Consider the following 25,591-nt stretch of genomic DNA (forward strand, 5'->3'; position numbering starts at 1 on the left):
GAAAGAATTTTAAGAATTATTATTTAACGTTTCTTCAGATTCCTCAATCAATATTCCTGCTGTTTCATCATTTAATGCCTGAGCATCGACATGAGGTTTAATGAATGGTTTTGGCGTCCAATATTTTTTTAAGATTTCATTAGAAAAACCATGTAGAACTTCCTCATTTAGGCGTTCTTGATCCAATGCTCGCACTTCTTTAATGACTTCATCAGCCTCGATCTTATCAATGCCAAGTTTCATCAATGTTGCTTGGCTAAGGGCTATGGCGGATTCAAAAGTTTCACGCACAATAAAATCCACATCTTGCTTAATTAGGCTTACTGTCGTTTTTCTATCATAAGTGCGGGTTAAAATCGGCAAGTTTGGATAAGCCCCTTTAAGTTGGCTCACAATCGTTTCAATGCGATCTGTATCATTAATACCAATCACCACACATTTAGCTTTTTCAATTCCCGCGGCGTAAAGTACATCCAAACGAATACCATCACCATAATAGACTTTAAAACCAAATTTTGCCGCAGCACGGATATTTTCTATATTACGATCAATCACTGAAACGCTGATGCCACGGATTAATAATGTTTGACATACAATTTGACTAAAACGACCAAAACCAATTACAAGCACATTATCTTCTAAATCATCAATAGGTGACAGATCGCTCGTATCTGGTTGATTCGCTGATTTTCTCTCTCCACATTGCGCTAATTTGCGAGTAATTTGTGTAATAAATGGAGAAAACAACATGGAAATAATTACCGCAGCAGTAAAAGTGGCGTTTTCATGGTTGCTCATTACGCCCGCTGTTGTTGCGGCAGAGAAAAGTACGAAAGCAAATTCACCACCGTGCGCTAAAAGTGACATTCTTCCCACAGCCTCTCTATGTTCTAAGCGAGTGATTCGAGCAACAACATACACAGAAAGTCCTTTGCCAATAATATAAAGGAATACAATTCCGAGTAGTAATAACCAGTGATTAAACACTAAGCTCAAATCCAATGACATACCCACGCCCATAAAAAACAGACCAAGCAATAAACCACGAAATGGCTCGATATCCGCTTCTAATTGATGGCGGAACGAAGACTCTGACAGCATAACGCCCGCTACAAATGCCCCCATTGCCATTGAAAGTCCACCTATTTCCATGGCTAATGCTGCGCCAAGTACAACTAATAAAGCAGCCGCTGTCATCATCTCGCGAATATGTGCTTTAGAAATTAATCGGAATAATGGATTCATTAGCCATTTGCCCGCAACAATCAAGCCGATTACCGCACCTAATGCGATGCCAATTGACATCCAATCGGTATGAGTGCTTTCTTCAGAATGAGGCGCAAGAAACGCCACTGATGCCAATAATGGCACAATAGCAATATCTTCAAAAATTAAAGTCGAAATAATTCGCTGACCTTTAGATGTGCTGGTAATGCAACGCTCTTCTAGAGTTTGCATCACTATCGCGGTTGAAGAAAGTGTAAATCCCATGCCGGCTATAAATGCAACTTCTTTCGGTAAATCAAGTAAATAAATCCCCGCAAAAGTAAGCAATACACCACAACCCCCAACTTGCAACAAGCCCCGACCAAAAATTGCTTTTTTCATAGACCAAAGCCGTTCAGGGTGCATTTCAAGCCCAATAATGAACAAGAACATCACGACACCCAATTCAGCCAAATGCACGACTGAAGCCGGTTCTTGAATAACACCGAACACTGAAGGACCAATCATACAACCTGCTACCAAATACCCAAGCACACTACCAAGCCCTAGGCGTTTAAATAACGGTACAATAGTCACGCTCGACGCAAGCAAAATTACGGTTTTAATCAGATCTGAATCGGCAAGATGGGACATTAATAGCTCCAATGATGAAATGGAATATAATTGTATTCTAACTAGTTTCCTTTAAATAAAAAAGTGAGCATATCTCATATTATGCTCACTTTAGAAATGGATAAACCTAAGTTCAATTAATTAACTCAGAATGTCTTTTCAAACAACATATTCACATTCTTCTGTGTGTAAGAATACATTTCTGGGATATTGCTATCTTGTTTACGCCAGCTTAATTGGAGTTTTGGTGTAATTCCCCAAATATGCCAATCGCGTTTCCATAGGGATAAATTTATGCCGTAAATTTTATCTTCTCGACGTTTTCCAAAAGAAAACAAATTGAGATTACCAAGTTTGGCAATATCTTTAAATTCACGTTTCATTATGGATAAGCCGAGACGTGAGGAAATGCCCCAATTCCATTCTTGCCCCCAACCTAAACGTAAGCTTTTACTGTCTGAACCATATTGACGAACCTTCGTTCTTTCTGCCATGAAATCAGAACCGAAGTAGAAAAACTGTTTCGGAGTTCTTGCCCACAGTAAGGTTGCGGAAATCAGTTTGTTATTACCGTTTTGTGATGTACTGTCTAAATAACGTTGTTTTGAAAACTCTCCCGCCGTAAAAAGTTGCCAGTTTGGACTTAACCAACGAGAAAATTCCACCCTTGCCCCATTAGACCAACGGTAACTTTCGCCGCCATACCAACGTTTTTCATAAAAAGGTTTAATACGGAAATTTTGCTTTGCGGTTTTATGTGCATAGCCAACAAAAGTGCGGTTGGAAATATCATCAAATTTATGATTATCCCAGTAGCTCTTTCCCCCAAACTCATTGCCCACCGTGAGGTAATTAGAGCTCCATAAATTGAAATCTCTCGAAATATCGAGTGAATACGCCAAACCGTGTGCTGTTTGTGGCATCATCGATTCGGAACGTGTTAAGGTGCCACCATTATTTAATGCGACCGTTTTACCCTCGCCGACATTGTTGACATTGGTATCACGTACATAATTAAAAGAAAAGTCCACATTCCAGCTATCACGTTCTTTTAAAGCCTCTAAATAAGCATCCATTAAACGCTTAACTTGAGGCGGTAAATCCTCTGCGGTTTGTGCTTTTTCAAATTGGTCTTTAGCAGCACCGTCTTGTTTTTGATTGAATAAAGCGATAGCCAGTTCAATTCGTACAGGGTTTAAATTTGGATTTTTGGCTAAAATTTCGCGATATTTATCAATAGCTACAGTATAGTTTTCCGTTATCGCAGCCAATTTTCCTTCCGCAAAGCGTTCCATAATCGGGTCACGATTTGGAAAAGTGCGGTAAATTTCCAGCAATTTTTTTATCATTTCTGGATTGCGTGCGTAAATGGCACGGGTTAATAATTTGTGGGTTAAAGCGGGGTTTTGTTTAAGTTGCTCAAGGGTAATTTGAATTTGTTCGACTTGCTCTGTGCCTAAGGGCGGTAAATTTTGTTCGCGTTTTTCAAGTTTGGCGACATTAATTTGTGGTTCAAGTTCGGTTTTAATTGGTGTTTGACGAATATCTAGTGCCGTTGTTTCTGCTAAAGCAAGAGCGGGGAAAAGTGCAGTAAAAAAGAAAGCAATACTTTTCATAAAATGAGTAACTTTAAGTAAATATTTATAAACAAACAATAAGTTGAAAAATGGCGGACAAAAATCCGCCAAATATTGTTTTATAACGATTATTTAGGTTGTTTGGTTGCATCAAAAAAGGCTTCATAGCCAAAAAGATATTTTGTTCCATCTTTGCCTTCAAAGCTTGGATAAAAACCATCCTCTATTGCGCGTCTAGAATTATACTCCACACGTCCAACTATATCACCATTTTCTGAAATAGTAGCAGAATACTTACCGTCAGCATCATCCCCAAAATCTACATGACCATCTTTCACTTTATTTTCTATAATCTCTTTTTCTCCCAACTGAATGCTACCTACGGTTTTACTATTGATAGTTCCCGACATTTTAAATTTATCAGAAGAATTTTTTTGAACATTAAGTGTAACATCACCGTCTTCATCTGTCGTCGTTTGTGCGTATCTTTCCTCGTCAGTGTTACTAAGCTTAACTTTTGCAAATACTTTACCTTTATAAATTGCATCAACTAAATCGCTAGATTTACCATCTACTACATCTCGATACAGCTTTTTAAGATCATCGTATGAAGATGCCGCTGGTTGAGTTTCAGTTGTTCCACTCACTGATGGGTTTCCTTCTGTGTTATGGGTTGCTTCATCATGACGTTCTGGTGCAACCGGTGGCTGAGCTGGTGTGCCTTGCGGTTGCTCAGTTGCATGGTTGGTTTCATCATGGTGCTCACCTGCACCTACTGTTGGCGATGCGCCTGCCTCAGTATGCATGTTATCTGCTGGTGCAGATGGTTCACTGTGTGCGGGTACAGAAGATTCAGAAGAACTACCAGAATTTACTGGTGCACTTGGTTGTGTACCTGCATCAGTACCTGTTGATGGTTGTGACGGAGTCACTGCTGGTGATTCAGTATGGTCTTCTGCTGGAGCTGGAGAAACAGGCTGAGTTTCTGCAGTGCCTGCTGGTTTTTCTTCTTTACCAGTGGTTGCACCTGTATTTTCCGCAGCATGTGTATCTTCTGAACGTGCTGGTTCACTTGAAATAGGTGGTTTCGGTTGAACTACTGTTTCGTTAGAATGCGGCTCGTCTTGGTGAGCTGTATCGGTGTGGCTGCCTGTTTCGCCCTCAGGATGAGTTTCTACAGTATGGCTTTCCGCAGTGCCAGGCGCTGGTGATACATCTGCATTGTGTCCATTTGAATCTGCTCCTGGTTGTGGTTGTGAACCAGTAGATGAAGTACCTTGGTCAGCAACCGGAGTGCTTACACCTGGTGCTGCTTGTGGTTCATTGTGTTTTTCTTCTGCTGGTTGAGTTGCTGCTGGTTGAACTGGTGTTGGACGAGCATCTCCAGAATTTGAAGTAGATTTACAAGCAGTCAAACTTAGTGCAATACACATCGCTAATGCGGTTGTTTTTAACGTTGGTTTCATAACTTTTCCTTTAATATAAAGATATAGACTAACGCTTTCATTGAAATCATACTGACTACATGATGCCTCATTAACAATGAATTTCAATAAAAACACCCAGCATGATAAACAAAAAAAAAAAAAAGACAAATGAAAATTATTAACATTTGTTGATTCTAAATACAATTTTCTAAATAAATGGCATGTACAGTCATTCCATGTATTTTCATGATAGAATGTCCCTTAAAATTTTTTCACTGCACTTTTCAAGTATGTCATTACAATTCAATATGATCGCCTTGTTACTGGTGATTTTAATTATTCTCGGGTTACTCAGTCATAACAACGCAATTACCATTTCTGCTGCCGTATTGCTTATCATGCAGCAAACTTTTTTATCTTCACACATTCCTTTGCTCGAAAAATATGGCGTTAAAATTGGTATCATTATTTTAACCGTTGGGGTTTTAAGCCCCTTAGTTTCAGGAAAAATTCAGTTGCCTGATTTATCGGGTTTTCTTAGTTGGAAAATGGCACTTTCCATTTCCGTTGGTGTGCTTGTGGCATGGCTTGCAGGCAAAGGTGTGCCCTTAATGGGCGAACAACCGATTTTAGTCACTGGCTTGCTTATCGGCACAATTATTGGTGTAGCATTTTTAGGTGGAATTCCCGTTGGCCCACTTATTGCTGCAGGTATATTAGCTTTACTTTTAGGAAAAATTTAAATGAAAAACAAATACCTCACCCTTGCTGCTTTAAGCGGTTTCTTCTGTGTCGCACTAGGCGCATTTGCAGCTCATGGCTTAAGCTATATATTAGAAGCCAAAGCATTATCATGGATTGATACGGGTTTAAAATATCAAATGTTCCATACTATTACAGTACTTGTCGTTGCATTATCTGCTTTATGTGACAACAAATTCGCCCGATTATCCATGTCTTCTTGGTTAATTGGAACCTTATTATTTAGTGGAAGTTTATACGCACTCGCTTTCGGAGTGAGCAATGTAATTGTGTGGATTACGCCTATTGGCGGGACTTTATTTTTAATCGGATGGATTAGCTTAGCTTACGGAAGTTTCAAAAATAGATCGCTATGAAAAACAGATCGGTAAAACACGCATTAACACCTTTACAGCAATCTCTTTTTTCTCAATTAAATGACATCATGCTGGTGGATCAACGTCGCTTATCCGCCCGCATTCATGGTATTGGAAAAATTAAAAGCCAAGAGGCTCAACAAGCCGTTGCTGCTGAAATCCAACAGCAAATTGAACAAGCAAGATTACGTGTAGAACAACGGAAAAGTGCGGTGCAAAATCCCATCATTTTTCCAGAAAACCTGCCCGTTAGCCAACGCAAAGCAGAAATTCAAAAACTGCTTTCTGAGCATCAGGTCATTGTGGTGGCAGGGGAAACCGGTTCAGGTAAAACCACCCAATTGCCGAAAATGTGTTTGGAATTAGGTTTCGGCAATTTAGGCATGATTGGTCATACTCAACCACGCCGTATTGCTGCTCGTTCGGTGGCGGCGCGTATTGCGGAAGAACTGGAAACGGAGCTTGGCAGTTTAGTTGGTTATAAGGTTCGTTTTAACGATCAAATCAGTGATGATACACAAATCAAATTGATGACTGACGGGATCCTGTTAGCAGAAATTCAAAACGATCGTTTTCTCAATCAATATTCTTGTTTGATTATCGATGAAGCCCACGAAAGAAGTCTAAACAACGATTTTATTCTCGGTTATCTGAAACAGCTTTTACCACGTCGTCGTGATTTAAAACTTATCATCACTTCCGCGACCATTGATGTGGAACGTTTTTCCAAACATTTCAACAATGCCCCGATTATTGAAGTCTCGGGCAGAACCTATCCTGTTGAAGTGCGTTATCGTCCTGTAGTAGAAGAAGACGACCAAGATCAGCTGCAAGGCATTCTCAATGCGGTAGATGAACTGCAAGCAGAAGGTCGGGGCGATATCTTGATCTTTATGAACGGTGAGCGTGAAATTCGCGATACCGCCGAAGCTTTACAAAAACAAAATCTAAAACATACGGAAATTCTACCGCTCTTTGCGCGTCTTTCTGCGCAAGAACAAAATAAAATTTTCCATCCAAGTGGTTTAAATCGTATTGTATTAGCGACCAACGTCGCGGAAACTTCATTGACCGTACCGGGCATTAAATATGTGATTGACCCAGGTACAGCGCGTATTTCCCGTTATAGCTATCGTACCAAAGTACAACGTTTACCAATTGAACCTATCTCACAGGCATCTGCTAATCAACGTAAAGGCCGTTGTGGTCGTGTAAGTGAAGGGATTTGTATTCGTTTATATTCGGAAGAGGATTTTAATTCTCGTCCGGAGTTTACCGATCCTGAAATTTTACGCACCAATTTAGCCTCCGTTATTTTGCAAATGACGGCATTGGGTTTGGATGATATTGAAGCGTTCCCATTTGTGGATGCGCCAGATAAACGCCATATTCAAGATGGGATAAAACTGTTGGAAGAATTGGGTGCGTTTGAAATGGTTCGCACCAAAGCAGGCGAGAAACGTCAATTAACGGCAGTAGGCCGTCAATTAGCTCAACTCCCGGTCGATCCGCGCCTTGCCAAGATGCTTCTAAGTGCGGTCGATTTTGGCAGCGTTTATGAAGTGATGATTATTGTTTCGGCGTTATCCATCCAAGATCCGCGTGAACGTCCAACAGAAAAACAGCAGGCTTCCGATGAAAAACATCGTCGCTTTGCCGATAAAAAATCAGATTTCTTGGCGTTCTTGAATCTCTGGAATTATGTGCAAGAACAGCAAAAAGCATTGACGAAAAACCAATTCCGCCGTCAGTGCCAAAAGGATTTTTTAAATTATCTGCGCATTCGCGAATGGCAGGATATTTATCAACAAATTCGCCTTGCCGTGCGTGAAATGGGCTTGCCGATTAATTCCGAAAAAGCCGAATATCAGCAAATTCATACCGCACTTTTAAGCGGTTTGCTTTCTCATATCGGTTTAAAAGAAGCGGAGAAACAACAATATCTTGGCGCACGTAATGCCCATTTTGCAATTTTCCCCAATTCTGTGCTTTTCAAAAAACAACCGAAATGGGTGATGGCGGTAGAGTTAGTGGAAACCTCCAAACTTTGGGGGCGCATGGTAGCGGAAATCGAGCCAGAATGGATTGAGCCACTTGCTGAGCATGTAATTAAAAAATCCTATTCCGAACCACGTTGGTCGAAATCTCGTGGCGCCGTGATTGCTGATGAGAAAGTCACGCTTTACGGTGTGCCGATTGTAGCTGCTCGACCAGTGAATTACGGTGCTATTGATCCAGCGGTGAGCCGCGAGATCTTTATTCAATCTGCCTTAGTGGAAGGGGATTGGAATACCAAGCATAAATTCTTCAAAGAAAATCAACGACTCGTTCGAGAAGTAGAAGAGTTGGAACACAAAAGTCGCCGCCGCGATATTTTGGTGGATGATCGTACGCTTTTTGAATTTTACGATCAGCGTATTGGCACGGAAGTAGTTTCCCAAAAACATTTTGATACCTGGTGGAAAAAGGCGCAGCAAAAAGATCCTGAATTGCTTCATTTTGAACGTTCATTCTTGATTAATGATGATGCGGAGCAAGTGAGCAAGTTAGACTTCCCAAATTTCTGGCATCAAGGCAATTTAAAACTCAAATTAACTTATCAATTTGAACCGGGTACCGATGCGGACGGGGTGACCGTGCATATTCCGTTGCCGTTGCTCAATCAAGTGGAAATGACGGGTTTTGACTGGCAAATTCCAGGCTTGCGTGAAGAATTGGTGATTGCGCTGATTAAATCGTTGCCGAAATCTTATCGCCGTAACTTCGTGCCGGCACCTAATTATGCTCAAGCTTTTTTAAGTCGAGCCGTGCCGTTGGAAAAGCCATTATTGGATACCCTGATTTATGAATTACGTCGTATGACGGGCGTTACTGTAGAAGCGGAACATTGGAATTGGGAACAAATTCCAAGTCATTTGAAAATGACGTTCCGCGTAGTGGATGAAAACGGCAAGAAAATTGCCGAATCCATGAATTTGGACGAGCTGAAATTCAACTTAAAAGATCGTGTGCAGGAAAGCATTTCTGCTGTGGCAGATGATGGCATTGAGCAAAGCGGGCTACATATTTGGAGTTTTGCAGATTTACCACAATGTTACGAACAAAAACAACGTGGTTTTAGCGTCAAAGCGTTCCCTGCCATCGTAGATGAAAAAGATGCAGTAGGTATTAAACTATTTGAAACAGAATTTGAGCAAGCGGTGGCGATGCAGCAAGGTTTGCGTCGCTTATTGTTGCTCAATGTACCGTCACCGATTAAATATTTGCATGAAAAATTGCCGAATAAGGCTAAATTAGGGCTGTATTTTACCCCGTTTGGTCGTGTGTTGGATTTAATTGATGACTGTATCGCTTGTGCTGTGGATAAACTGATTGCCGATTTTGGCGGTTTTGTTTGGGATGAAGCTGGCTTTGAAAAATTGCGAGATTTCGTTCGAGAAAACCTTAACGAAGTGACCGTAGATATTGCACAGAAAGTGGAGCAAATTCTCTCCCTTAACCATGCCTTAAACCAACGTTTAAAAGGCAAAATGGATTTCACTATGGCATTCGCATTGTCCGACATCAAATCACAACTTTCAGGCTTGGTGTATCAAGGTTTTGTGCAAAAGAGCGGTTACGATCGTCTACCAGATTTACAGCGTTATCTGCAAGCCGTTGATAAACGTATTGATAAACTGGCTCAAGATGTAAATCGAGACCGTGCTGCAATGCTGCGTGTGGAACAAGTACAACAGGCTTACCAACAATTACTGGCTAAACTGCCGAAATCTAAACCAATTTCTGATGAAGTGGCAGAAATTCGCTATATGATTGAAGAATTGCGTGTGAGTTTATTTGCACAGCAATTAGGCACGAAGTATCAGGTGTCGGATAAACGGGTTTTGAATTTGATTTCACAATTGGGGTAGATAAGCAATGAGATTAGAAGAAATTACAGAATCTGGCAGATTTAGATTTATAACTAAAGATGGTCTATCTTCAGATTTCTTTGGTCAGCTAGAGATTCTTAATGGAGGAAAAGGAAAAATTATTCTCTCTATGGTTAATCCTTCGTTATTGCCTTGCAACTTAGGAGAACAATTTAATCTGATTGGAAATCTTCATACAAATAATAATTGTATTTTTACTGATTGTTTTATTGTTTCACAGCCTGGATTTAGTTATGGAGATGTGAGCATAGTTTTTAATTACTCTTTATTAAAATTAAACGATGATATTTTTGATAATGAGATAAAAGCCTTACAAAGCGGAAAGGATATAGCAATTAATGGAATTCGTTTTGGCATTGATAATCTTGATTTATGGGTAATCAATAACGATATTTTTAACATAGAACAATGTAGAGAAAGTAATAAAGTTTCTATAATTTGTAATATGCGGAATGATATTATTTTATATCAAGACGATATTGTAATTATTTCAGTTGTATTTTCTTATAGTTGGACAGGTTGGCCTGTGATTGTAAATGCTAAAGTATCAGAATCTCCTTATATAGAAATAAATAAAAAAGTAGGCATATTTAGCATAGATGAGTTATGGAGCTATTTACACAGATTTTTATCATTAATGACACTCTTATTGGGTGAAGAAACATGTATCAATTCAATGAATGCAATACATCTTAATAAGGAAAAACGTAGTTATTCTCGTTTTATTTTTCAAGGAGATTTACTATTAAAAGAGCAGGTTTCTTTAAGTTGGCATGATATTAATTTTAGTCTAAATGATGTAATTAAACTAAATGAGGAAGTTAAACTTTTCTCAAATTGGATGACTAGATTTGAGAAAATTGCTCCTAGTATTGAGTTATATGGAACTTATAAAATAATTAATAGTAAATATTCTGAAATTAATTTTTTATGGATGGCTCAAAGCGTAGAAGCGTTACATAGACGAATAAATGATCGTAAGGAATATCCAGAGGTTGATTATGAGACGATGTGTAATGAGCTAAGGGCTTGTTGTCCTAAAGAGTATCTGACCTGGTTAGAACCAAGACTAAAGTATGGTAATGAAATAAGTTTTAAAGCGAGATTAACTGACTTGCTGGATGATACAAGGAATATATTAAATAATCACTCATACGATTATCACTCAATAAAACTTGATTTTTCGGATAAAAAATTTGGAAAGTTTGTTAGTGATATAGTTAGGTATCGAAATTATTATACTCATTATGATCCATCAATGAAAAAGACAAACATAGATAGGGCGAAGAAATTAATCGCATTAAGCTCATTATTAGAACTGATATTATTAATTCAAGTTTTAAAATTTATTGGTTTAACAGATAAACACTTTTGTGTCATGCTTTCAAAGTCGCATAACAAAATAGGGAAACTATTAAGAAATACTAAATTTTTATTGAAAAATTATTATAAATGATTTCTAGATACTAAACGTTTCCTTATAATAATGAGCCCCCATGATAGAGCAAGCGTCCATGCTTGTGCTTAGCGGTCCAAGCGAGGACGCTTGAACCATTGTTCTGTTTTTAAAAGTGCGGTAGATTTTCAAACGTTTTTCAAGCTCAAAAAAAACGTTCAAAATTCACCGTACTTTTGCTTATCAAAACTCCACATAAACCTTCTTCCCCAATCTTTCTACAATACGTTGTAAAAAGGCAAGCGACGGGTTGTGGTTACCTGACTCAATACGGCTAATAGCACTTTGGTCGATGCCGTTTTTTTCTGCTAAACCTTTTTGGGTGATTTGCTACTCTTGGCGTAATTTAATGATCTAACGAATAAATTTAATACGTGATAGAAAAATTAAAAATCAGTTTATTTGCTCAACAGCTGGGAACAAAATATCAAATATCGGATAAAAGAATAGCAAATATTATTACTCAATATTAATGATAATAATACTCAAAATTAAGGCGGTATAAACCGCCTTAATTTATTCAAAACACCAAATACCTCTTTGTAAGTATTTTGAGAAATAATGTTGATCAATCTCACATTTTTTAGTTATACGAGTGGAAAAACTTTTTTCTTTTGATATCTTACGCGCGAGTGAATCTATATCCACACATTTTATGTGGTATTAAGAATAATTCTCAACTTTCTATTTAACCTAACCCTTTTATTACAACAAATGGAGTGATTATCGTGAACGCATTCAAAAAAAGCCTCATTGTGGCAGCGTCTTTCGCGAGTTTAAGCTTATTTAACTCAGCGGTAGCTGATATGGTTTATAAGCCAGTAGAACAACCTGTTGAACCAGTAAAACCAGATTTGAAAATTGAATCTGTAAATGAAAAGTTTGCAGAAAAATATCCAAATCAATATAACAGCTGGCGTTCAACCGCAAATGGCAAAGGCGAAAAAATTATTTATGCCGATGAAGAAAATCCACGCCTAATCGTTCTTTGGGGCGGTTATGCATTTGCAAAAGAATACAATGCACCGCGTGGTCACTTTTATGCGGTCACTGATGTTCGTAGCATTCTACGTACTGGTGCACCCAAAACGGCAAATGATGGTCCACAACCAATGGCATGTTGGACATGTAAAGGGCCTGATGTTCCACGTTTAATCGCGGAATGGGGTGAAAAAGATTATTTCAATGCGAAATGGGCAAAAGGTGGTCCAGAAATCGTGAACTCAATCGGTTGTGCTGACTGTCACGATACGACTTCTAAAGATTTTGCAGAAGGTAAACCTGCATTACGTATTGCTCGTCCGCATGTGCTACGTGCATTAGATCACTTAAATAATGCAGTTCAAGCTAAAGCAAAAGCAGAAGGCAAAACCACACCTAACTTAAGTTTTAACACGGCAGAACGTACCGAAAAACGTGCAGAAATCTGTGCAAACTGCCACGTAGAATACTACTTTGCAGGCGACATTAAACAAGTGACTTTCCCTTGGAATAATGGTCAAACTGTGGATGATATTGAAAAATATTATGATGATATTGGTTTCTCTGACTGGACTCATAGCCTTTCTAAAGCACCAATGTTAAAAGCGCAACACCCTGACTTTGAAATTTGGTCTTTAGGTATGCACGGTAAAAACGGTGTAACTTGTGTAGACTGTCACATGCCAAAAGTACAAGGTAAAGACGGTAAAGTTTATACTGATCACCAAATTCAAAATCCATTCGATGCATTTGACCGCACTTGTGCAAACTGTCACGATCAAAGCAAAGAAAAATTACGCGATATCGTCACTTCACGTAAAAAAGAAGTGAAAGATGTAATGGGTCGTTTAGAAGAGCAAGTTGTTAAAGCTCACTTTGAAGCGAAAGCTGCTTGGGATGCAGGTGCAACTAAAGAAGAAATGGAAGCGGCATTAATGGATATTCGTCATGCTCAATGGCGTTGGGATTATGCTGCAGCGAGCCACGGTGGCCATATGCACGCACCTGAAGTAATGCTTCGTGTATTAGGCTCTGGCTTAGATAAAGCGGCTGATGCTCGTACTAAACTTGCAGCAATCTTAACCAAACACGGTGTGAAAACTCCAGTTCAAATCCCAGATATTTCAACAGCTGATAAAGCATGGAAAGTAATGGGTATTGATATCGAAAAAGAACGCAAAGCTAAAGAAGAATTCTTAAAAACTGTGGTACCACAATGGGAACAACAAGCTAAAGAAAAAGGCTTATTAGTTGATCCACCAGCACAAAAATAAATGAAAAATCCACCGCACTTTTAAGTGCAAACTGGAAAGTGCGGTGATTTTCAAGGTCAAATTTGAGGTAACCCAAATGAATTTAACTTCTTTAATCAACAAATCTGCAAAAGCGTTAGCGTTAAGTGCGGCATTTGTAGTAGTGCCATTTTTGGCTCATGCTGATGATGCACAAAAACCTGCGGATCATTTTACTTATGAACCGCAATTAGATAACCAACGCGATCCAAATCAATATTGTGCTAAATGCCATAAATTCGACAAAGTAGATAAAAACCAAACTGTAGATCAGTCTGGTGGCGAACTCCACTTTGGTAAATTCCATGGTGCACACTTAGATAAAAAAAATCCAAATAACGGTAAAGCAATTACTTGTGTAAGCTGTCACGGTAACGTTTCTGAAAACCACCGTCGTGGTGCTAAAGATGTTATGCGTTTTGAAGGGGATATTTTCGGTAATAAAAAACCGATGTATTCGGTTCAAGAACAAAACCAAGTTTGTTTTGCTTGTCACCAACCTGACAAGCTTCGTGAAAAACTATGGGCGCATGATGTACACGCAATGAAATTGCCTTGTGCAAGTTGCCATACGCTTCACCCTAAAGAAGACGCAATGAAAGGTATTCAACCAAAACAACGCGTTAAACTTTGCGTAGATTGTCATGGTGAACAACAAAAACGTAAAGCTGAACAAGATAAACTAACCGAACAAAAGGATAAAAAATGACAGCCTGCTCACGCCGAAACTTTGTTTCCGGCATGGGGGCAGTGATCCTTATGACGGGAACATCTTTACCTTCTTTTTCTAAAGAAGACAAGGCGGATAAACCTAAACGTTACGCAATGGTACACGATGAAAATTCGTGTATCGGCTGTACAGCCTGTATGGATGCATGCCGTGATGTAAACCAAGTGCCAGAAGGCGTTTCTCGCTTAGAGATTCTACGCAGTGAACCTTATGGTGAATTTCCAAATCAGGAATATGCGTTCTTCCGTCAATCTTGCCAACATTGTACAAATGCACCTTGTGTAGCAGTTTGTCCAACTGGTGCATCTTTTATTGATAAAGAGACCGGCATTGTAGATGTACATAAAGATTTATGCGTAGGCTGCCAATACTGTATAGCAGTTTGCCCATATCGTGTACGTTTTATTCATCCAGTACATCGTACCGCAGATAAATGTAACTTCTGCCGCGATACAAATTTAGCTAATGGTAAACAACCGGCTTGTGTGGAAGCTTGCCCAACCAAAGCATTAACCTTTGGGGATATGAATGATCCGATGAGTGCAGTTTCACGTAAAGTGAAAGAAAAACCGGTTTATCGCACTAAAGTGGAGTTAGGTACACAACCAAACTTGTACCACATTCCATTCCAACATGGGGAGCCTAGAAGATGACATTAGATTATCCAGTTCCATTTCATACGCCTAATTTAGTGTGGGATTCTACCATTGCGATCTACTTGTTCTTATTGGGGATCTCATCTGGTGCGGTACAGTTAGCAATTGCGTATAAACGCAGCAATAAAATAGAAAATCTAAGCCAAAACTGGATTATTCGATCTGGGGTAATTTTAGGGTCTGTGCCAACATTAATTGGTTTAACGCTATTAATTTTCCACTTGGCTCGACCTTGGACATTCTGGAAATTGATGTTTAACTATCAATTTAACTCCGTAATGTCGATGGGGGTCATGCTATTCCAAATCTATATGTTGTTTTTAGTGATTTGGGGAGTGGTGATTTTCAAAAAAGAAATCGAAGCATTAATTAATCGCTTTATGCCAAAACTGCAATTTGTGATGAAACTCATCGGTATTGCAGAACGTATTGCAAGTCCAGTTGAAGTTATTCTTTTCATATTGGCTGCGGTGCTTGGTGCATACACAGGGTTCTTACTTTCTGCATTGATCAGCTATCCAATGTTGAATAACCCTGTATTACCAGCATTATTCTTAGCTTCTGGTACATCATCTGGTATTGCCGCAACCTTCTTAATTATCTTGATTGCGGGAAAATTAAAAGGTGATTCTCACGAATCGCACTTCATCCATAAATTTGAAGTACCAATTATGGTGACAGAGCTTGGTTTGCTTGTGTGTTTCTTCGTTGGCTTACATTTTGGTGGTGGCCAAAAAACAGTTGCATTACATAATGCATTATCTGGTTTCTGGGGTGCAGTATTCTGGATTGGGGTATTCTTTATTGGTATCTTGATCCCATTAATCGCCAATATGTTTGTTAATGACCGTTTAAAATACAACCGTAACTTTATTATCTTGGTGTCAATTTTTGACTTAATTGGGGTATTCTGTTTACGTTTCTTTGTTTTATATGCGGGACAATTAACAGTAGCATAAATCAGAATTATGTGTATAAGAAAGGCGTATTAATAAATACGCCTTTTTTCTTGTTTCAATTATTATTCAATAACCTATAGGTCTTTAACCAGCAATCATCCAAAGTCCACCTAACATATCAAGCATTAGATTATTTAAGAACAATAAGATAAATACGACGACCATAGGGGAAAAATCAATCATGCCTAATGTTGGTAAAAATCGACGGATTGGTTTTAAAAGAGGTTCTGAAAGTTGATAAAACGCATAAATCACAGGGCTATTACCACGATTAAACCAACTTAAAACAGCGCCAATAAAAAGCACATAAAAAATTGCCAAACCAATGCTTTTCAATACAGTTAATACACCCAATATTAAGAGAAAATTAACTGATAAACCAAAATAAATAATACCTTTCAATATACCGATAATAAATATTAGCAGTAAAGCAGAAGTATCGATATTTTTCACTGTAGGCGCAATTTTACGCAGAGGTTTTAATACTGGATCAGTCATTTTTACTGCAAATGTTGAAACAGGGTTGTAATAATCCACTCGAGCAAACTGTAACCAAGCTCGTAAGATCAATACAAGTGCGTAAAGATTAATAATTGATCCGATAAATAATGCGGTTTGAGATAATTCCATCATAACCATCCTTTTCTTCTAAAATAAATATATGGTGTCAATGCGGCTGCGATCATTAATCCAATTGCCATTGGATAACCATATTTAAAATGTAATTCAGGCATAAAATCAAAATTCATACCATAGGTAGACGCGACCAATGTTGCAGGAAGGAACATCACAGAAACGACTGAGAAAAACTTCATAATTTTGTTCTGTTCAATATTGATGTAACCCATTGCAGCTTGCATTAAAAAGTTTACTTTTTGGAATAATGATTCATTATGCGGTTGCAAAGATTCAATATCTCGTAAGATTTCTCGTGCTTGTTCTAACTGGTTTGTTGGTAAGCGCGTTTTGCGAACCAAGAAACCTAATGCTCGTTGGGTATCCATCAAGCACAAACGAACTTTTGAGCTCGTATCTTCTTGTTCCGTGAGCGTATTTAATGCTTCATCAAAGGCTTCATCTTGTTTTCCGTTTAAAATAACACGACTCAACTCTTCCAAATCTGCATAAACATTTTCAATCACGTCCGCTAATTGCTCAATTTTCGTTTCAAATAAATCCAGTAAAACTTCATAAGAATTACATTCTAATAAACGCTGGCTACGTGAACGCATACGATATAAACGGAATGCCGGTAGCTCACGATCACGCAACGTAAATAAACGACCATCACGAATAGTAAAAGCAACGCTAGCTAAATCAGCATAATTGTCTTCATCTTCGCAATAAAAAAATGAGTGAAGGTGTAAACCATCTTCATCTTCAAAGAAACGGGCGGAAGCTTCGATATCTTCCAATTCTAGAAAAGATGCTAAGCTCTGGCCTAAGCCTTCTTGTAGCATTTCACGTTCTTCGCCTGTCGGCTCAAGTAAATCAAGCCAAATGGCAGTATTGAGATCAGTTTGGTCTTCGTCAATGCGAACCAAGCGGGAATCATTGATAGCAAACGCGTTGATCATTTCATACTCCTTATAGGATTATGAACAGCTAACAGTGAACAAATTAAAGAAGAAACGAAAGTGCGGTGAAAAATCGCAAAGTTTTCGTTAAGAGATGCCGAAACAACGGTAAATTTACCGGCGAACGCGCGCCGATAATAAAAAGGCGGGCGTCTAAAGCGATATTCGGTATCGACTATGACTGTCCAAAGTGTGTGTCCTTCTCGTTAAAAAATCGGGCGAATGTTACGCTTGAAAGCGGTGTTCGTCAAGTTTTATCAAAAAACGATGAAAACATTTCGCCCTTATTTGAAAACTAGTCTCTAAAATTATTAAATTGGAATGGTTGGCCTAATTCAGCGCCTTTAACAAGTTGAATGACGGCCTGTAAGTCATCGCGTGACTTACCTGTCACACGTACTTGCTCACCTTGAATTTGAGTTTGAACTTTGATTTTAGAATCTTTTACTAATTTAGTAATTTTCTTCGCCATCTCTGTTTCAATACCCTGTTTAAGTTTGATTTCTTTACTGTAAAGTTTACCGTGATGTTCGCTTTCTGCAGGAATATCTAAAGAACTGTGCTCAATACCACGCTTAATACAAGATCCAATTAAAATCTCAATTAATTGCTCAAGTTGGAAATCAGATTCAGTGGTGATTTTAATCGTTTCATTTTTTTCATTTAATTCAATTACCGCTTCTACACCACGAAAATCATAACGCGTGCTAAGCACTCGGTTTGCATTTTCCACTGCATTACGGACTTCGTGTAAAGTAATTTCAGAAACAATATCAAAAGATGGCATAGTCTTCTCCCATTTTATTAAATTCGATCATTAGCACTTAAAAGGCATAAAAGTGCGGTTAAGTCGGCGAAGTTTACCACAATTTGCGCTTGTTGTTGCACTTTAGGTTTTGCATGGAACGCAACACCTAGCCCCGCCACATTCATCATTGCCAAATCATTTGCCCCATCTCCGATAGCAATAGAATGTTGTGAATCAAGACCGTATTCCTCTAACAAACGTTGTAATGTTTTAGCTTTGTATTGGGCATCAACCACATCACCTTTGACTAAACCAGTGAGTTTTCCATCCTCAATATCAAATTGATTGGATGCAGCAAAATCAAGCTGTAATAACGCTTTCAAATAATCCGCAAAATAAGTAAATCCGCCTGAAGCAATTGCGGTTTTCCAACCATATTTCTGTAAAGTTTGGATCGTTTCAACTAATCCAGGCATTAGCGGTAAATTCTCTCTAACTTGCTGCAAAATGCTTTCTGGCGCACCTTTTAAGGTAGCAACTCGACGACGCAAACTTTGCTCGAAATCTAATTCACCTCGCATTGCACTTTCAGTAATCGCAGAAACAAGTTCACCGACTCCCGCTAATTTCGCAATTTCATCAATACACTCAATTTGAATAGCGGTAGAATCCATATCCATCACCAACAATCCAGCTTGAGACAATTTAGGGCTGAAATCTAATTTAGCAATATCCACTTCAACGTCATGAGCAAATTTAATGAAATCAACAAACCATTGACCTTTCAATAAGACGACAATATTTTGCTCTACCATCCAAACATCAAAAATCTGAAAATTTTGACCGCACTTTTGTTGAAATTTTTCCAGCTTAGTCATGTCCAACTTTATGCCGTATAAGATAAAAGGTTCCCCATTCTGTATAGGCTCCTCGTTAACTAAAAGTGCGGTAGGTAATTGTGGGTATTTTTGTGTAATGCTTTCGAAACGTTGAATTTGCATAAAAATCCTGTAAATTGTGGCGACTGAAAAGATTTTAACCGATGTGAGTTGAAAAAGTGCAAATAATTAAAGAAAAACTAATCAAATCAACCATGCTTGCAACGATTATTGTGCTAAGCCTAGCTGCATTTGGCGTTATATTATTTGGTGTAAAACAATTTAAGCTAAGTTCACAATTTGCTAGCGTAAACCAAGTGGCGAACCTCTCACATATTTTGGTTCGTCAACAAGCCAATTTATTTTCAGTTTTACTCACAAACAATGCTAAAACAGAGCAACTAACGGACAATCTTGATCAAATAGTCAAAGAAGACTTTATTTTAGATGCGAGCTTATATGATGGCGAAGGAAAATTACTGGCTCAAAGTCGAGAAATGCGCAATTCACCCGATGAAAATAACCAACAAATTGTAGAGCCACTTTACGCCCAAAGCGGCATTAAAGGATTCTTACGCGTCACCATTGATGCTCAATATACGCAATCTAACCAATCAAAAATTAATCAAATTTTTCACCAATTATATGGTGAACTCATTATTGTCTTTTTACTTGGCGCGCTGATGGCAAGCTCTATTCATTATTTTTTAAGTCACTATCGACGGGCTTACCGCAAACCCAAAGAGAAAAAAAGTGCGGTAAATTTGAAAGTAAAATCGAGTAGCTCGCGTTTTCACCAGCGTCGCCGTAGAATTTGATTATTGTCACAAACTATTAAATTGAGTGCGGATTTTTGCTAAATTTCCTTCAGAAATAAGGTAGAATGCGCAGGATTATTTTTTCAAAGCGAATTATAACAGGAGAACAAAATGGCAACTCGTAGACAATTAGCCAATGCAATTCGTTTCTTATCAATGGATGCTGTGCAAAAAGCTAAATCTGGTCACCCTGGTGCCCCAATGGGGATGGCGGATATTGCTGAAGTATTATGGCGTGACTTTTTAAAACACAATCCAAGCAATCCTAAATGGGCTGACCGAGATCGTTTTGTACTTTCTAACGGCCATGGTTCTATGTTGATTTATAGCCTTTTACATTTAACTGGCTATGATCTTTCTATCGACGATTTAAAACAATTCCGTCAATTACATTCTAAAACCCCTGGCCACCCAGAATATGGTTATGCGCCTGGTGTTGAAACCACGACAGGTCCTTTAGGCCAAGGTATTACTAATGCAGTGGGGATGGCGATTGCTGAGAAAACATTAGCGGGCCAATTTAACCGTGAAGACCATGAAATTGTCGATCACCACACTTACGTGTTCTTAGGCGATGGCTGTTTAATGGAAGGGATTTCTCACGAAGCCTGCTCTTTAGCGGGAACCTTAGGCCTTGGTAAATTAATCGCATTCTACGATGACAACAACATTTCGATTGATGGTCATGTAGATGGTTGGTTCAGCGATGATACCGCTTCACGCTTTGAAGCTTATGGCTGGCAAGTAATCCGTAATGTGGATGGCCACGATGCTGAACAAATTCGTCAGGCTGTTGTACTTGCACAATCAGAAAAAGAAAAACCGACTTTAATTATTTGTAAAACAATCATTGGTTTCGGTTCACCAAATAAATCAGCGTCACATGATTGTCACGGTGCACCATTAGGCGATGAAGAAATCGCTTTAACTCGTAAAGCGCTGGGCTGGGAATATGCTCCATTTGAAATTCCAGCTGAATACTACGCTGAATGGTCTGCAAAAGAGAAAGGCGCTGCAGCCGAAAAATCTTGGGAAGAAAAATTTGCCGCTTATGCTAAAGCATATCCAGAACTTGCCGCAGAATTTACACGTCGTGTAAACGGTGAATTACCTGCAAACTGGGCGGCTGAATCTAAAGCGTTCATTGAAAAATTACAAGCAAATCCAGCAAGCATTGCAAGCCGTAAAGCATCACAAAATGCAATCGAAGCATATGCTCATGTGTTACCTGAATTCTTAGGTGGTTCTGCAGACTTAGCAAGCTCTAACTTAACGTTATGGAGTGGTTCTAAACCTATTCGTGCGCATGAAAACGTAGGTGGTAACTACATCAACTACGGTGTTCGTGAATTTGGTATGTCTGCCATTATGAACGGTATTGCCTTGCACGGCGGTTTCATTCCTTACGGCGCAACCTTCTTAATGTTCTACGAATATGCACACAACGCAGTACGTATGGCTTCATTAATGAAACAACGCTCATTATTCGTTTATACTCACGACTCGATCGGTTTAGGTGAAGATGGTCCAACTCACCAACCAGTTGAGCAAACTACATCACTACGCTTAATTCCGAATCTTGAAACATGGCGTCCATGTGACCAAGTAGAATCAGCCATCGCATGGCAACAAGCGGTTGAGCGTCAAGATGGCCCAAGTGCGTTGATCTTTACTCGTCAAAACTTAGCACAAATGGACCGCACTTCTGCACAATTAGATGCAGTTAAACGTGGTGCTTATGTATTAAAAGACTGCGAAGGTACACCAGAATTAATTTTCATCGCGACAGGTTCTGAAGTGGAATTAGCAGTGAAAGCGGCTGAAGCATTAAGTGCAGAGGGTAAAAAAGTACGTGTCGTTTCTATGCCAAGCACTAACCGTTTTGATAAACAAGATGCAGCGTACCGTGAAAGAGTATTACCTGCAGCGGTAACCAAACGTATTGCGATTGAAGCGGGTATTTCTGACTTCTGGTATAAATACGTTGGATTTAACGGCCGTGTAGTAGGTATGAATAGTTTCGGCGAGTCTGCACCTGCTGATCAATTATTCAAACTCTTTGGTTTCACTGTTGAAAACGTAATAGCGAAAGCGAAAGAAATTCTTTAAGATTGATATAAATAGCTCCTTGACATTCAAGGAGCTTTTTTATTGGCTATTGAAAATTATTATGAGATATAGAAATAAAGAAAAGATTAGATTAATACTTAATTTCTCAGCTATCTAACGCAAACTACGGCTTTTTATTTTCCGCATTTTCTGGCTCTAAATCTAATTTTGCCATTAATAACTGATCGCCATCTTCTTCTGGGTTACCTGTGACAAGTAATTTATCGCCATAGAAAATCGAATTTGCACCAGCCATAAAACACATCGCTTGCATTTCTTCACTCATACCACTACGGCCTGCAGAAAGGCGAACATAACTTTTTGGCATGGTAATACGTGCAACAGCAATCGTTCTCACAAATTCCGTCCAATCTAATTCTTCGGCATCGGCTAACGGTGTACCTTCGACCTTAACGAGTTGATTAATCGGCACTGACTCAGGTTGCGGATCAAGATTTGCAAGGCTCGCAATTAATCCAGCCCGTTCTTTGCGGGTTTCATTCATCCCCACAATGCCACCACAACACACTTTTAATCCAGCTTTGCGTACTTTTCCTAACGTGCTAAGACGATCATCAAAGCGGCGAGTACCAATCACTTCTGCATAATGTTCTGGTGCTGTATCAAGATTATGATTGTAATAATCCAAACCAGCTTCTTTTAAATCTTCTGCCATACCATCTTGCAATAAACCAAAAGTACCGCAAGTTTCTAAACCAAGCGATTTCACTGCTTTAATAATTTCTGTGACTTTCTCAATATCTTTTGGCTTAGGGCCTCGCCAAGCTGCGCCCATACAAAAACGCCCCGCTCCACGCGCTTTCGCAATTTTTGCTTTCTCGACGATCTCATTAACATCTAATAATTGCTGATTTTGTACCCCCGTGTGATAACGGGCTGATTGAGGGCAATAACCACAATCTTCAGGGCATCCCCCCGTTTTGATAGACATTAACGTGGATAACTGAATCGCTCGAGGATTAAAATGCTTGCGATGAACTTGCGCAGCTCGGTAAACCAATTCCAAAAATGGCGTTTCAAATAACGCCTCAACTTTGCAAACAGACCAATATTCAACGCTTGGATGTGGCGTAATGGAGTTAATTTGTAGTTTTTCAGTTAACATATTTTTCCTTTTAAAGTACGGTGAATAATTACCGCATTTTTGTATCTCATATTCATTCAGTTTATAGGCTGCTATCGATAGCCATTGAATCGATTCATCAGTTATAAAATCTATATAATTTTACGTCTCTTTTTACAATTGACTTATCTGACCATTTTCCACCAGCAATACTCGATCTATCGTACCAACTAATTCTGATGGTTGGTGAGTAACAAGTAACAATGTCAGATGTTTCTCATTACAAAGTTTGGCAATTAAAGCAAGCATTTCTACACGAAGTTTCTGATCTAATGCAGAAAAAGGCTCATCTAATAACAAGATGGGTTTATCTCGCAACAAACAACGCGCCAATGCCACTCGTTGTTTTTGACCACCTGAAAGAGAATTCGGTAAACGTTGCAAATAATCACCCAATCCTACTGAACAAGCGACCTGTTCAATTTTTTCCCGCTCAAGAGCGGTTAATTTTAAAGAGGGTTTTAAACCCAATGCAAGATTTTGCTGTACGGTTAAATGAGGAAATAAATTATTTTCTTGAAATAGCATGGAAACTGGACGCTCGTAAGGTGCACTACGAGTATGATTTTTATCGTTTAACCAAATTTCTCCTTGATGAGGAAATTCAAATCCAGCGATTAAATTCAATAACGTACTTTTCCCCGCCCCACTTTCGCCAATAATTGCGACACGCTCACCAGCATTTACGCTCAAATTAAAGCACATCGGTAAGGTTTTATCGTTCAAAATCACATTATTTAGATAAATCATCTGCATCCCTATGTGTGTGAATAAAGGCAAACAATATGCCACAAAGCAATAATAAAATCCCTGCGGTTACAGCTGCATCTTGATTACGATAATTACCTAGCTGCTGATATAACAAGTGCGGTAGAGAAATAAACTCTTGATTGCCGAACAACGCAATAGCCGTAAAATCCCCTAAAGATAGCGCCAAGGCTAAAGCAAAAGAATAGCGCAATGGTGCACGTAAAGTTTGCCACTCAATCAGATAAAAACGTTGCCAGCCCAAAATTCCCAGACTATTACACAGATTTTCGTAATAACGCATATTGTTATGAAAAGGTGCGTTCAAAATACGTAAAACAAAAGGCATTGCACTTAATGCATTGCAAAATACAACAATGACAAACAAATCAATATTCGAAAAATCCCGCTCTTGTAATAATAAAAATAGCCCCATTGCGAGTACTAAAATCGGGATTGCCAAGATCACCATTCCTGCATTAATAATAAATTGCGCAATTTTCTGATAATGCAACCATTCTAAACGGCGTGATAAAAGCAATAAGGCAATCGCCATCATTAATGCAATCAATGCGGACAAGGGCGCAATAGAAAGTGAATAGCCTAACGCACGCCAAAGTTGAGAATTATGCCAAACTGTGAGCAAACTTGGTGAACTCAATGCGCTGACAAGAATATTCAACACTGGCGAAAAAAGGAAAAATATAAAAATAAGTAAGACAAAAACATGGAAAATTTTGACCGCACTTTTAGGTTTCTCAAACCAAGGATTACTATTGCTCAAGCCATTTTGATTATAGGGAGAAAAACGCGATGTTAAGCTAAATAAAACCAAGCAAAATACAAATTGTAACATGGCAAAAAGTGCTGCTTTTGGCAGATCAAATTCAAATAAAATCGCTTGGTAAATTGCGGTTTCTAACGTTGTATATTGAGGTCCTCCGCCTAGTGTAAGAACAACGGTAAAACTGGTGAAGCAAAGCATAAAAATCAAGCTGAATGTGGGCAAATATTGCTGACGAAAAACGGGCCATTCCACCAATTTAACGAATTGCCAACCTTGTAAATTGAGTTGCGCAGCAAGCTGACGTTGCTGATAAGGAATACTTTGCAAACTTTGTAAGAAAAGTTGCGTTGCAAGCGGGATATTGAAAAAAAGATGGGCAATTAAAATACCCGAGAGTCCGTAAATATGTCCCTGCCACGGTATTCCAAAAAGGTTAGCAAACTTAGCTAACCAACCGCTTGAACCATAAATGCCGATCAAACCAAAAATTGCTACTAAAACAGGTAAGACGAAAGTTAACGACATTAATTTTAATAGCCACTTTTTTCCTGAGAATGGTTGATAAAACAATGCTCGAGCGAGGAGCAGACCAAAAAAAATAGATAAAACGGTAGAAAGTAAGGCTTGTCCAAAACTGAAAAGAATCAGATGCTGTAGGTAATCATCCGTGAACCAAGTTTTCCATTGTAATTCATCACCCAATGCAAAGATCGAACTTAACGCGCCACCATAAAAAAGAGTAATAAAGCTAATGACAACAACCCCGCCTACATAATGACGAGAGCGGAGTTGTGGATGATGAAATAACGACAACAT

The 25,591-nt window shown here is 38.8% G+C and carries 22 protein-coding genes; 11 read left to right on the forward strand and 11 right to left on the reverse strand.

Features of this window, described 5'->3' with window-relative positions:
- Positions 1-9 precede the first annotated feature (9 nt).
- From HMPREF9096_RS05880 to HMPREF9096_RS05870, 3 genes are all read right to left on the reverse strand, one after another.
- Positions 10-1,860 carry a monovalent cation:proton antiporter-2 (CPA2) family protein gene (locus tag HMPREF9096_RS05880; protein WP_009500156.1) on the reverse strand — a complete coding sequence of 617 codons (1,851 nt, stop codon included), beginning with the start codon at positions 1,858-1,860 and terminating at the stop codon, positions 10-12.
- 125 nt (positions 1,861-1,985) lie between these two features.
- Positions 1,986-3,455 carry a surface lipoprotein assembly modifier gene (locus tag HMPREF9096_RS05875; protein WP_009500157.1) on the reverse strand — a complete coding sequence of 490 codons (1,470 nt, stop codon included), beginning with the start codon at positions 3,453-3,455 and terminating at the stop codon, positions 1,986-1,988.
- 89 nt (positions 3,456-3,544) lie between these two features.
- Positions 3,545-4,882, reverse strand: coding sequence for a hypothetical protein (locus HMPREF9096_RS05870; RefSeq protein ID WP_032803318.1), 1,338 nt, complete (start codon positions 4,880-4,882; stop codon positions 3,545-3,547).
- A gap of 251 nt (positions 4,883-5,133) precedes the next feature.
- On the opposite strand from HMPREF9096_RS05870, the gene HMPREF9096_RS05865 reads away from it, so the two are divergent.
- The 4 genes from HMPREF9096_RS05865 to HMPREF9096_RS05850 are packed head-to-tail and all read left to right on the forward strand — an operon-like array spanning position 5,134 to position 11,349.
- Positions 5,134-5,586, forward strand: a complete 453-nt coding sequence (locus HMPREF9096_RS05865; RefSeq protein ID WP_009500159.1) for a DUF441 domain-containing protein — start codon at positions 5,134-5,136, stop codon at positions 5,584-5,586.
- Positions 5,587-5,961 (forward strand): DUF423 domain-containing protein, encoded by a 375-nt coding sequence (locus tag HMPREF9096_RS05860; RefSeq protein ID WP_009500160.1) that lies wholly within the window; start codon positions 5,587-5,589, stop codon positions 5,959-5,961. It begins immediately after the preceding gene.
- Complete coding sequence (gene hrpA / locus HMPREF9096_RS05855; RefSeq protein WP_009500162.1) at positions 5,958-9,872, forward strand: ATP-dependent RNA helicase HrpA; 3,915 nt, start codon at positions 5,958-5,960, stop codon at positions 9,870-9,872. The genes HMPREF9096_RS05860 and hrpA overlap by 4 nt, the downstream gene beginning before the upstream one ends.
- Positions 9,873-9,879: 7 nt before the next feature.
- Positions 9,880-11,349 carry a HEPN domain-containing protein gene (locus tag HMPREF9096_RS05850; RefSeq protein WP_009500163.1) on the forward strand — a complete coding sequence of 490 codons (1,470 nt, stop codon included), beginning with the start codon at positions 9,880-9,882 and terminating at the stop codon, positions 11,347-11,349.
- Positions 11,350-11,532: 183 nt separating this feature from the next.
- On the opposite strand, the gene HMPREF9096_RS09490 is transcribed toward HMPREF9096_RS05850, so the two are convergent.
- Positions 11,533-11,676 carry a helix-turn-helix transcriptional regulator gene (locus HMPREF9096_RS09490; RefSeq protein WP_083817182.1) on the reverse strand — a complete coding sequence of 48 codons (144 nt, stop codon included), beginning with the start codon at positions 11,674-11,676 and terminating at the stop codon, positions 11,533-11,535.
- A 47-nt stretch (positions 11,677-11,723) separates the two neighbouring features.
- On the opposite strand from HMPREF9096_RS09490, the gene HMPREF9096_RS09495 reads away from it, so the two are divergent.
- The 5 genes from HMPREF9096_RS09495 to nrfD all read left to right on the forward strand — a co-directional run bounded on the left by HMPREF9096_RS09495 (position 11,724) and on the right by nrfD (position 15,967).
- Positions 11,724-11,822: a DUF3418 domain-containing protein gene (locus HMPREF9096_RS09495; RefSeq protein WP_156791780.1), complete on the forward strand. Its 99-nt coding sequence runs from the start codon at positions 11,724-11,726 to the stop codon at positions 11,820-11,822.
- Between the two features lie 255 nt (positions 11,823-12,077).
- The gene (nrfA, locus tag HMPREF9096_RS05845) at positions 12,078-13,604 is read left to right on the forward strand and encodes an ammonia-forming nitrite reductase cytochrome c552 subunit (RefSeq protein WP_009500165.1); all 1,527 of its coding nucleotides are present in this window, start codon (positions 12,078-12,080) and stop codon (positions 13,602-13,604) included.
- A gap of 76 nt (positions 13,605-13,680) precedes the next feature.
- Positions 13,681-14,331 (forward strand): cytochrome c nitrite reductase pentaheme subunit, encoded by a 651-nt coding sequence (gene nrfB, locus HMPREF9096_RS05840; protein WP_032803320.1) that lies wholly within the window; start codon positions 13,681-13,683, stop codon positions 14,329-14,331.
- On the forward strand, positions 14,328-15,005 hold the full coding sequence (gene nrfC / locus HMPREF9096_RS05835; RefSeq protein WP_032803322.1) for a cytochrome c nitrite reductase Fe-S protein: 678 nt from the start codon (positions 14,328-14,330) through the stop codon (positions 15,003-15,005). Before nrfB ends, nrfC begins: the two co-directional genes overlap by 4 nt.
- Entirely contained in the window at positions 15,002-15,967 is a 966-nt protein-coding gene (gene nrfD, locus HMPREF9096_RS05830) for a cytochrome c nitrite reductase subunit NrfD (RefSeq protein WP_009500169.1), read from the forward strand. Before nrfC ends, nrfD begins: the two co-directional genes overlap by 4 nt.
- 84 nt (positions 15,968-16,051) lie before the next feature.
- Here nrfD and HMPREF9096_RS05825 read toward each other — a convergent pair whose 3' ends face one another.
- The 4 genes from HMPREF9096_RS05825 to serB form a co-directional block, all read right to left on the reverse strand.
- Positions 16,052-16,597, reverse strand: coding sequence for a YggT family protein (locus HMPREF9096_RS05825; protein WP_032803324.1), 546 nt, complete (start codon positions 16,595-16,597; stop codon positions 16,052-16,054).
- On the reverse strand, positions 16,597-17,544 hold the full coding sequence (corA, locus tag HMPREF9096_RS05820; RefSeq protein WP_005629627.1) for a magnesium/cobalt transporter CorA: 948 nt from the start codon (positions 17,542-17,544) through the stop codon (positions 16,597-16,599). The genes HMPREF9096_RS05825 and corA overlap by 1 nt, the downstream gene beginning before the upstream one ends.
- Before the next feature lie 295 nt (positions 17,545-17,839).
- Complete coding sequence (locus HMPREF9096_RS05815; RefSeq protein ID WP_005629625.1) at positions 17,840-18,331, reverse strand: YajQ family cyclic di-GMP-binding protein; 492 nt, start codon at positions 18,329-18,331, stop codon at positions 17,840-17,842.
- A 17-nt stretch (positions 18,332-18,348) separates the two neighbouring features.
- Entirely contained in the window at positions 18,349-19,293 is a 945-nt protein-coding gene (gene serB / locus HMPREF9096_RS05810) for a phosphoserine phosphatase (RefSeq protein ID WP_009500172.1), read from the reverse strand.
- A 56-nt stretch (positions 19,294-19,349) separates the two neighbouring features.
- Here serB and HMPREF9096_RS05805 point away from each other — a divergent pair, with 56 nt between their 5' ends.
- Together HMPREF9096_RS05805 and tkt are read left to right on the forward strand one after the other, a co-directional pair.
- Positions 19,350-19,988, forward strand: a complete 639-nt coding sequence (locus tag HMPREF9096_RS05805) for a YtjB family periplasmic protein (protein WP_009500173.1) — start codon at positions 19,350-19,352, stop codon at positions 19,986-19,988.
- 111 nt (positions 19,989-20,099) lie between these two features.
- The gene (gene tkt / locus HMPREF9096_RS05800; RefSeq protein WP_009500174.1) at positions 20,100-22,097 is read left to right on the forward strand and encodes a transketolase; all 1,998 of its coding nucleotides are present in this window, start codon (positions 20,100-20,102) and stop codon (positions 22,095-22,097) included.
- Between the two features lie 124 nt (positions 22,098-22,221).
- On the opposite strand, the gene bioB is transcribed toward tkt, so the two are convergent.
- The 3 genes from bioB to thiP all read right to left on the reverse strand — a co-directional run bounded on the left by bioB (position 22,222) and on the right by thiP (position 25,591).
- A complete protein-coding gene (gene bioB / locus HMPREF9096_RS05795) occupies positions 22,222-23,223 on the reverse strand; it encodes a biotin synthase BioB (RefSeq protein WP_009500175.1) in 1,002 nt (333 codons plus the stop codon).
- Between the two features lie 132 nt (positions 23,224-23,355).
- Complete coding sequence (gene thiQ, locus HMPREF9096_RS05790) at positions 23,356-23,991, reverse strand: thiamine ABC transporter ATP-binding protein (RefSeq protein WP_032803325.1); 636 nt, start codon at positions 23,989-23,991, stop codon at positions 23,356-23,358.
- Positions 23,975-25,591 (reverse strand): thiamine/thiamine pyrophosphate ABC transporter permease, encoded by a 1,617-nt coding sequence (gene thiP / locus HMPREF9096_RS05785; protein WP_009500177.1) that lies wholly within the window; start codon positions 25,589-25,591, stop codon positions 23,975-23,977. The genes thiQ and thiP overlap by 17 nt, the downstream gene beginning before the upstream one ends.

Origin of the sequence: Haemophilus sp. oral taxon 851 str. F0397, assembly GCF_000242295.1 — a bacterium.
Lineage (GTDB): Bacteria > Pseudomonadota > Gammaproteobacteria > Enterobacterales > Pasteurellaceae > Haemophilus.

Bases quoted from the DNA above. Each gene is read 5' to 3' on its own strand.
- HMPREF9096_RS05880 (WP_009500156.1), bottom strand. From the start codon at position 1,860: ATGTCCCATCTTGCCGATTCAGATCTGATTAAAACCGTAATTTTGCTT.
- HMPREF9096_RS05875 (WP_009500157.1), bottom strand. From the start codon at position 3,455: ATGAAAAGTATTGCTTTCTTTTTTACTGCACTTTTCCCCGCTCTTGCT.
- HMPREF9096_RS05870 (WP_032803318.1), bottom strand. From the start codon at position 4,882: ATGAAACCAACGTTAAAAACAACCGCATTAGCGATGTGTATTGCACTA.
- HMPREF9096_RS05865 (WP_009500159.1), top strand. From the start codon at position 5,134: ATGTCATTACAATTCAATATGATCGCCTTGTTACTGGTGATTTTAATT.
- HMPREF9096_RS05860 (WP_009500160.1), top strand. From the start codon at position 5,587: ATGAAAAACAAATACCTCACCCTTGCTGCTTTAAGCGGTTTCTTCTGT.
- hrpA (WP_009500162.1), top strand. From the start codon at position 5,958: ATGAAAAACAGATCGGTAAAACACGCATTAACACCTTTACAGCAATCT.
- HMPREF9096_RS05850 (WP_009500163.1), top strand. From the start codon at position 9,880: ATGAGATTAGAAGAAATTACAGAATCTGGCAGATTTAGATTTATAACT.
- nrfB (WP_032803320.1), top strand. From the start codon at position 13,681: ATGAATTTAACTTCTTTAATCAACAAATCTGCAAAAGCGTTAGCGTTA.
- nrfC (WP_032803322.1), top strand. From the start codon at position 14,328: ATGACAGCCTGCTCACGCCGAAACTTTGTTTCCGGCATGGGGGCAGTG.
- nrfD (WP_009500169.1), top strand. From the start codon at position 15,002: ATGACATTAGATTATCCAGTTCCATTTCATACGCCTAATTTAGTGTGG.
- HMPREF9096_RS05825 (WP_032803324.1), bottom strand. From the start codon at position 16,597: ATGGAATTATCTCAAACCGCATTATTTATCGGATCAATTATTAATCTT.
- corA (WP_005629627.1), bottom strand. From the start codon at position 17,544: ATGATCAACGCGTTTGCTATCAATGATTCCCGCTTGGTTCGCATTGAC.
- HMPREF9096_RS05815 (WP_005629625.1), bottom strand. From the start codon at position 18,331: ATGCCATCTTTTGATATTGTTTCTGAAATTACTTTACACGAAGTCCGT.
- serB (WP_009500172.1), bottom strand. From the start codon at position 19,293: ATGCAAATTCAACGTTTCGAAAGCATTACACAAAAATACCCACAATTA.
- tkt (WP_009500174.1), top strand. From the start codon at position 20,100: ATGGCAACTCGTAGACAATTAGCCAATGCAATTCGTTTCTTATCAATG.
- bioB (WP_009500175.1), bottom strand. From the start codon at position 23,223: ATGTTAACTGAAAAACTACAAATTAACTCCATTACGCCACATCCAAGC.
- thiQ (WP_032803325.1), bottom strand. From the start codon at position 23,991: ATGATTTATCTAAATAATGTGATTTTGAACGATAAAACCTTACCGATG.
- thiP (WP_009500177.1), bottom strand. From the start codon at position 25,591: ATGTTGTCGTTATTTCATCATCCACAACTCCGCTCTCGTCATTATGTA.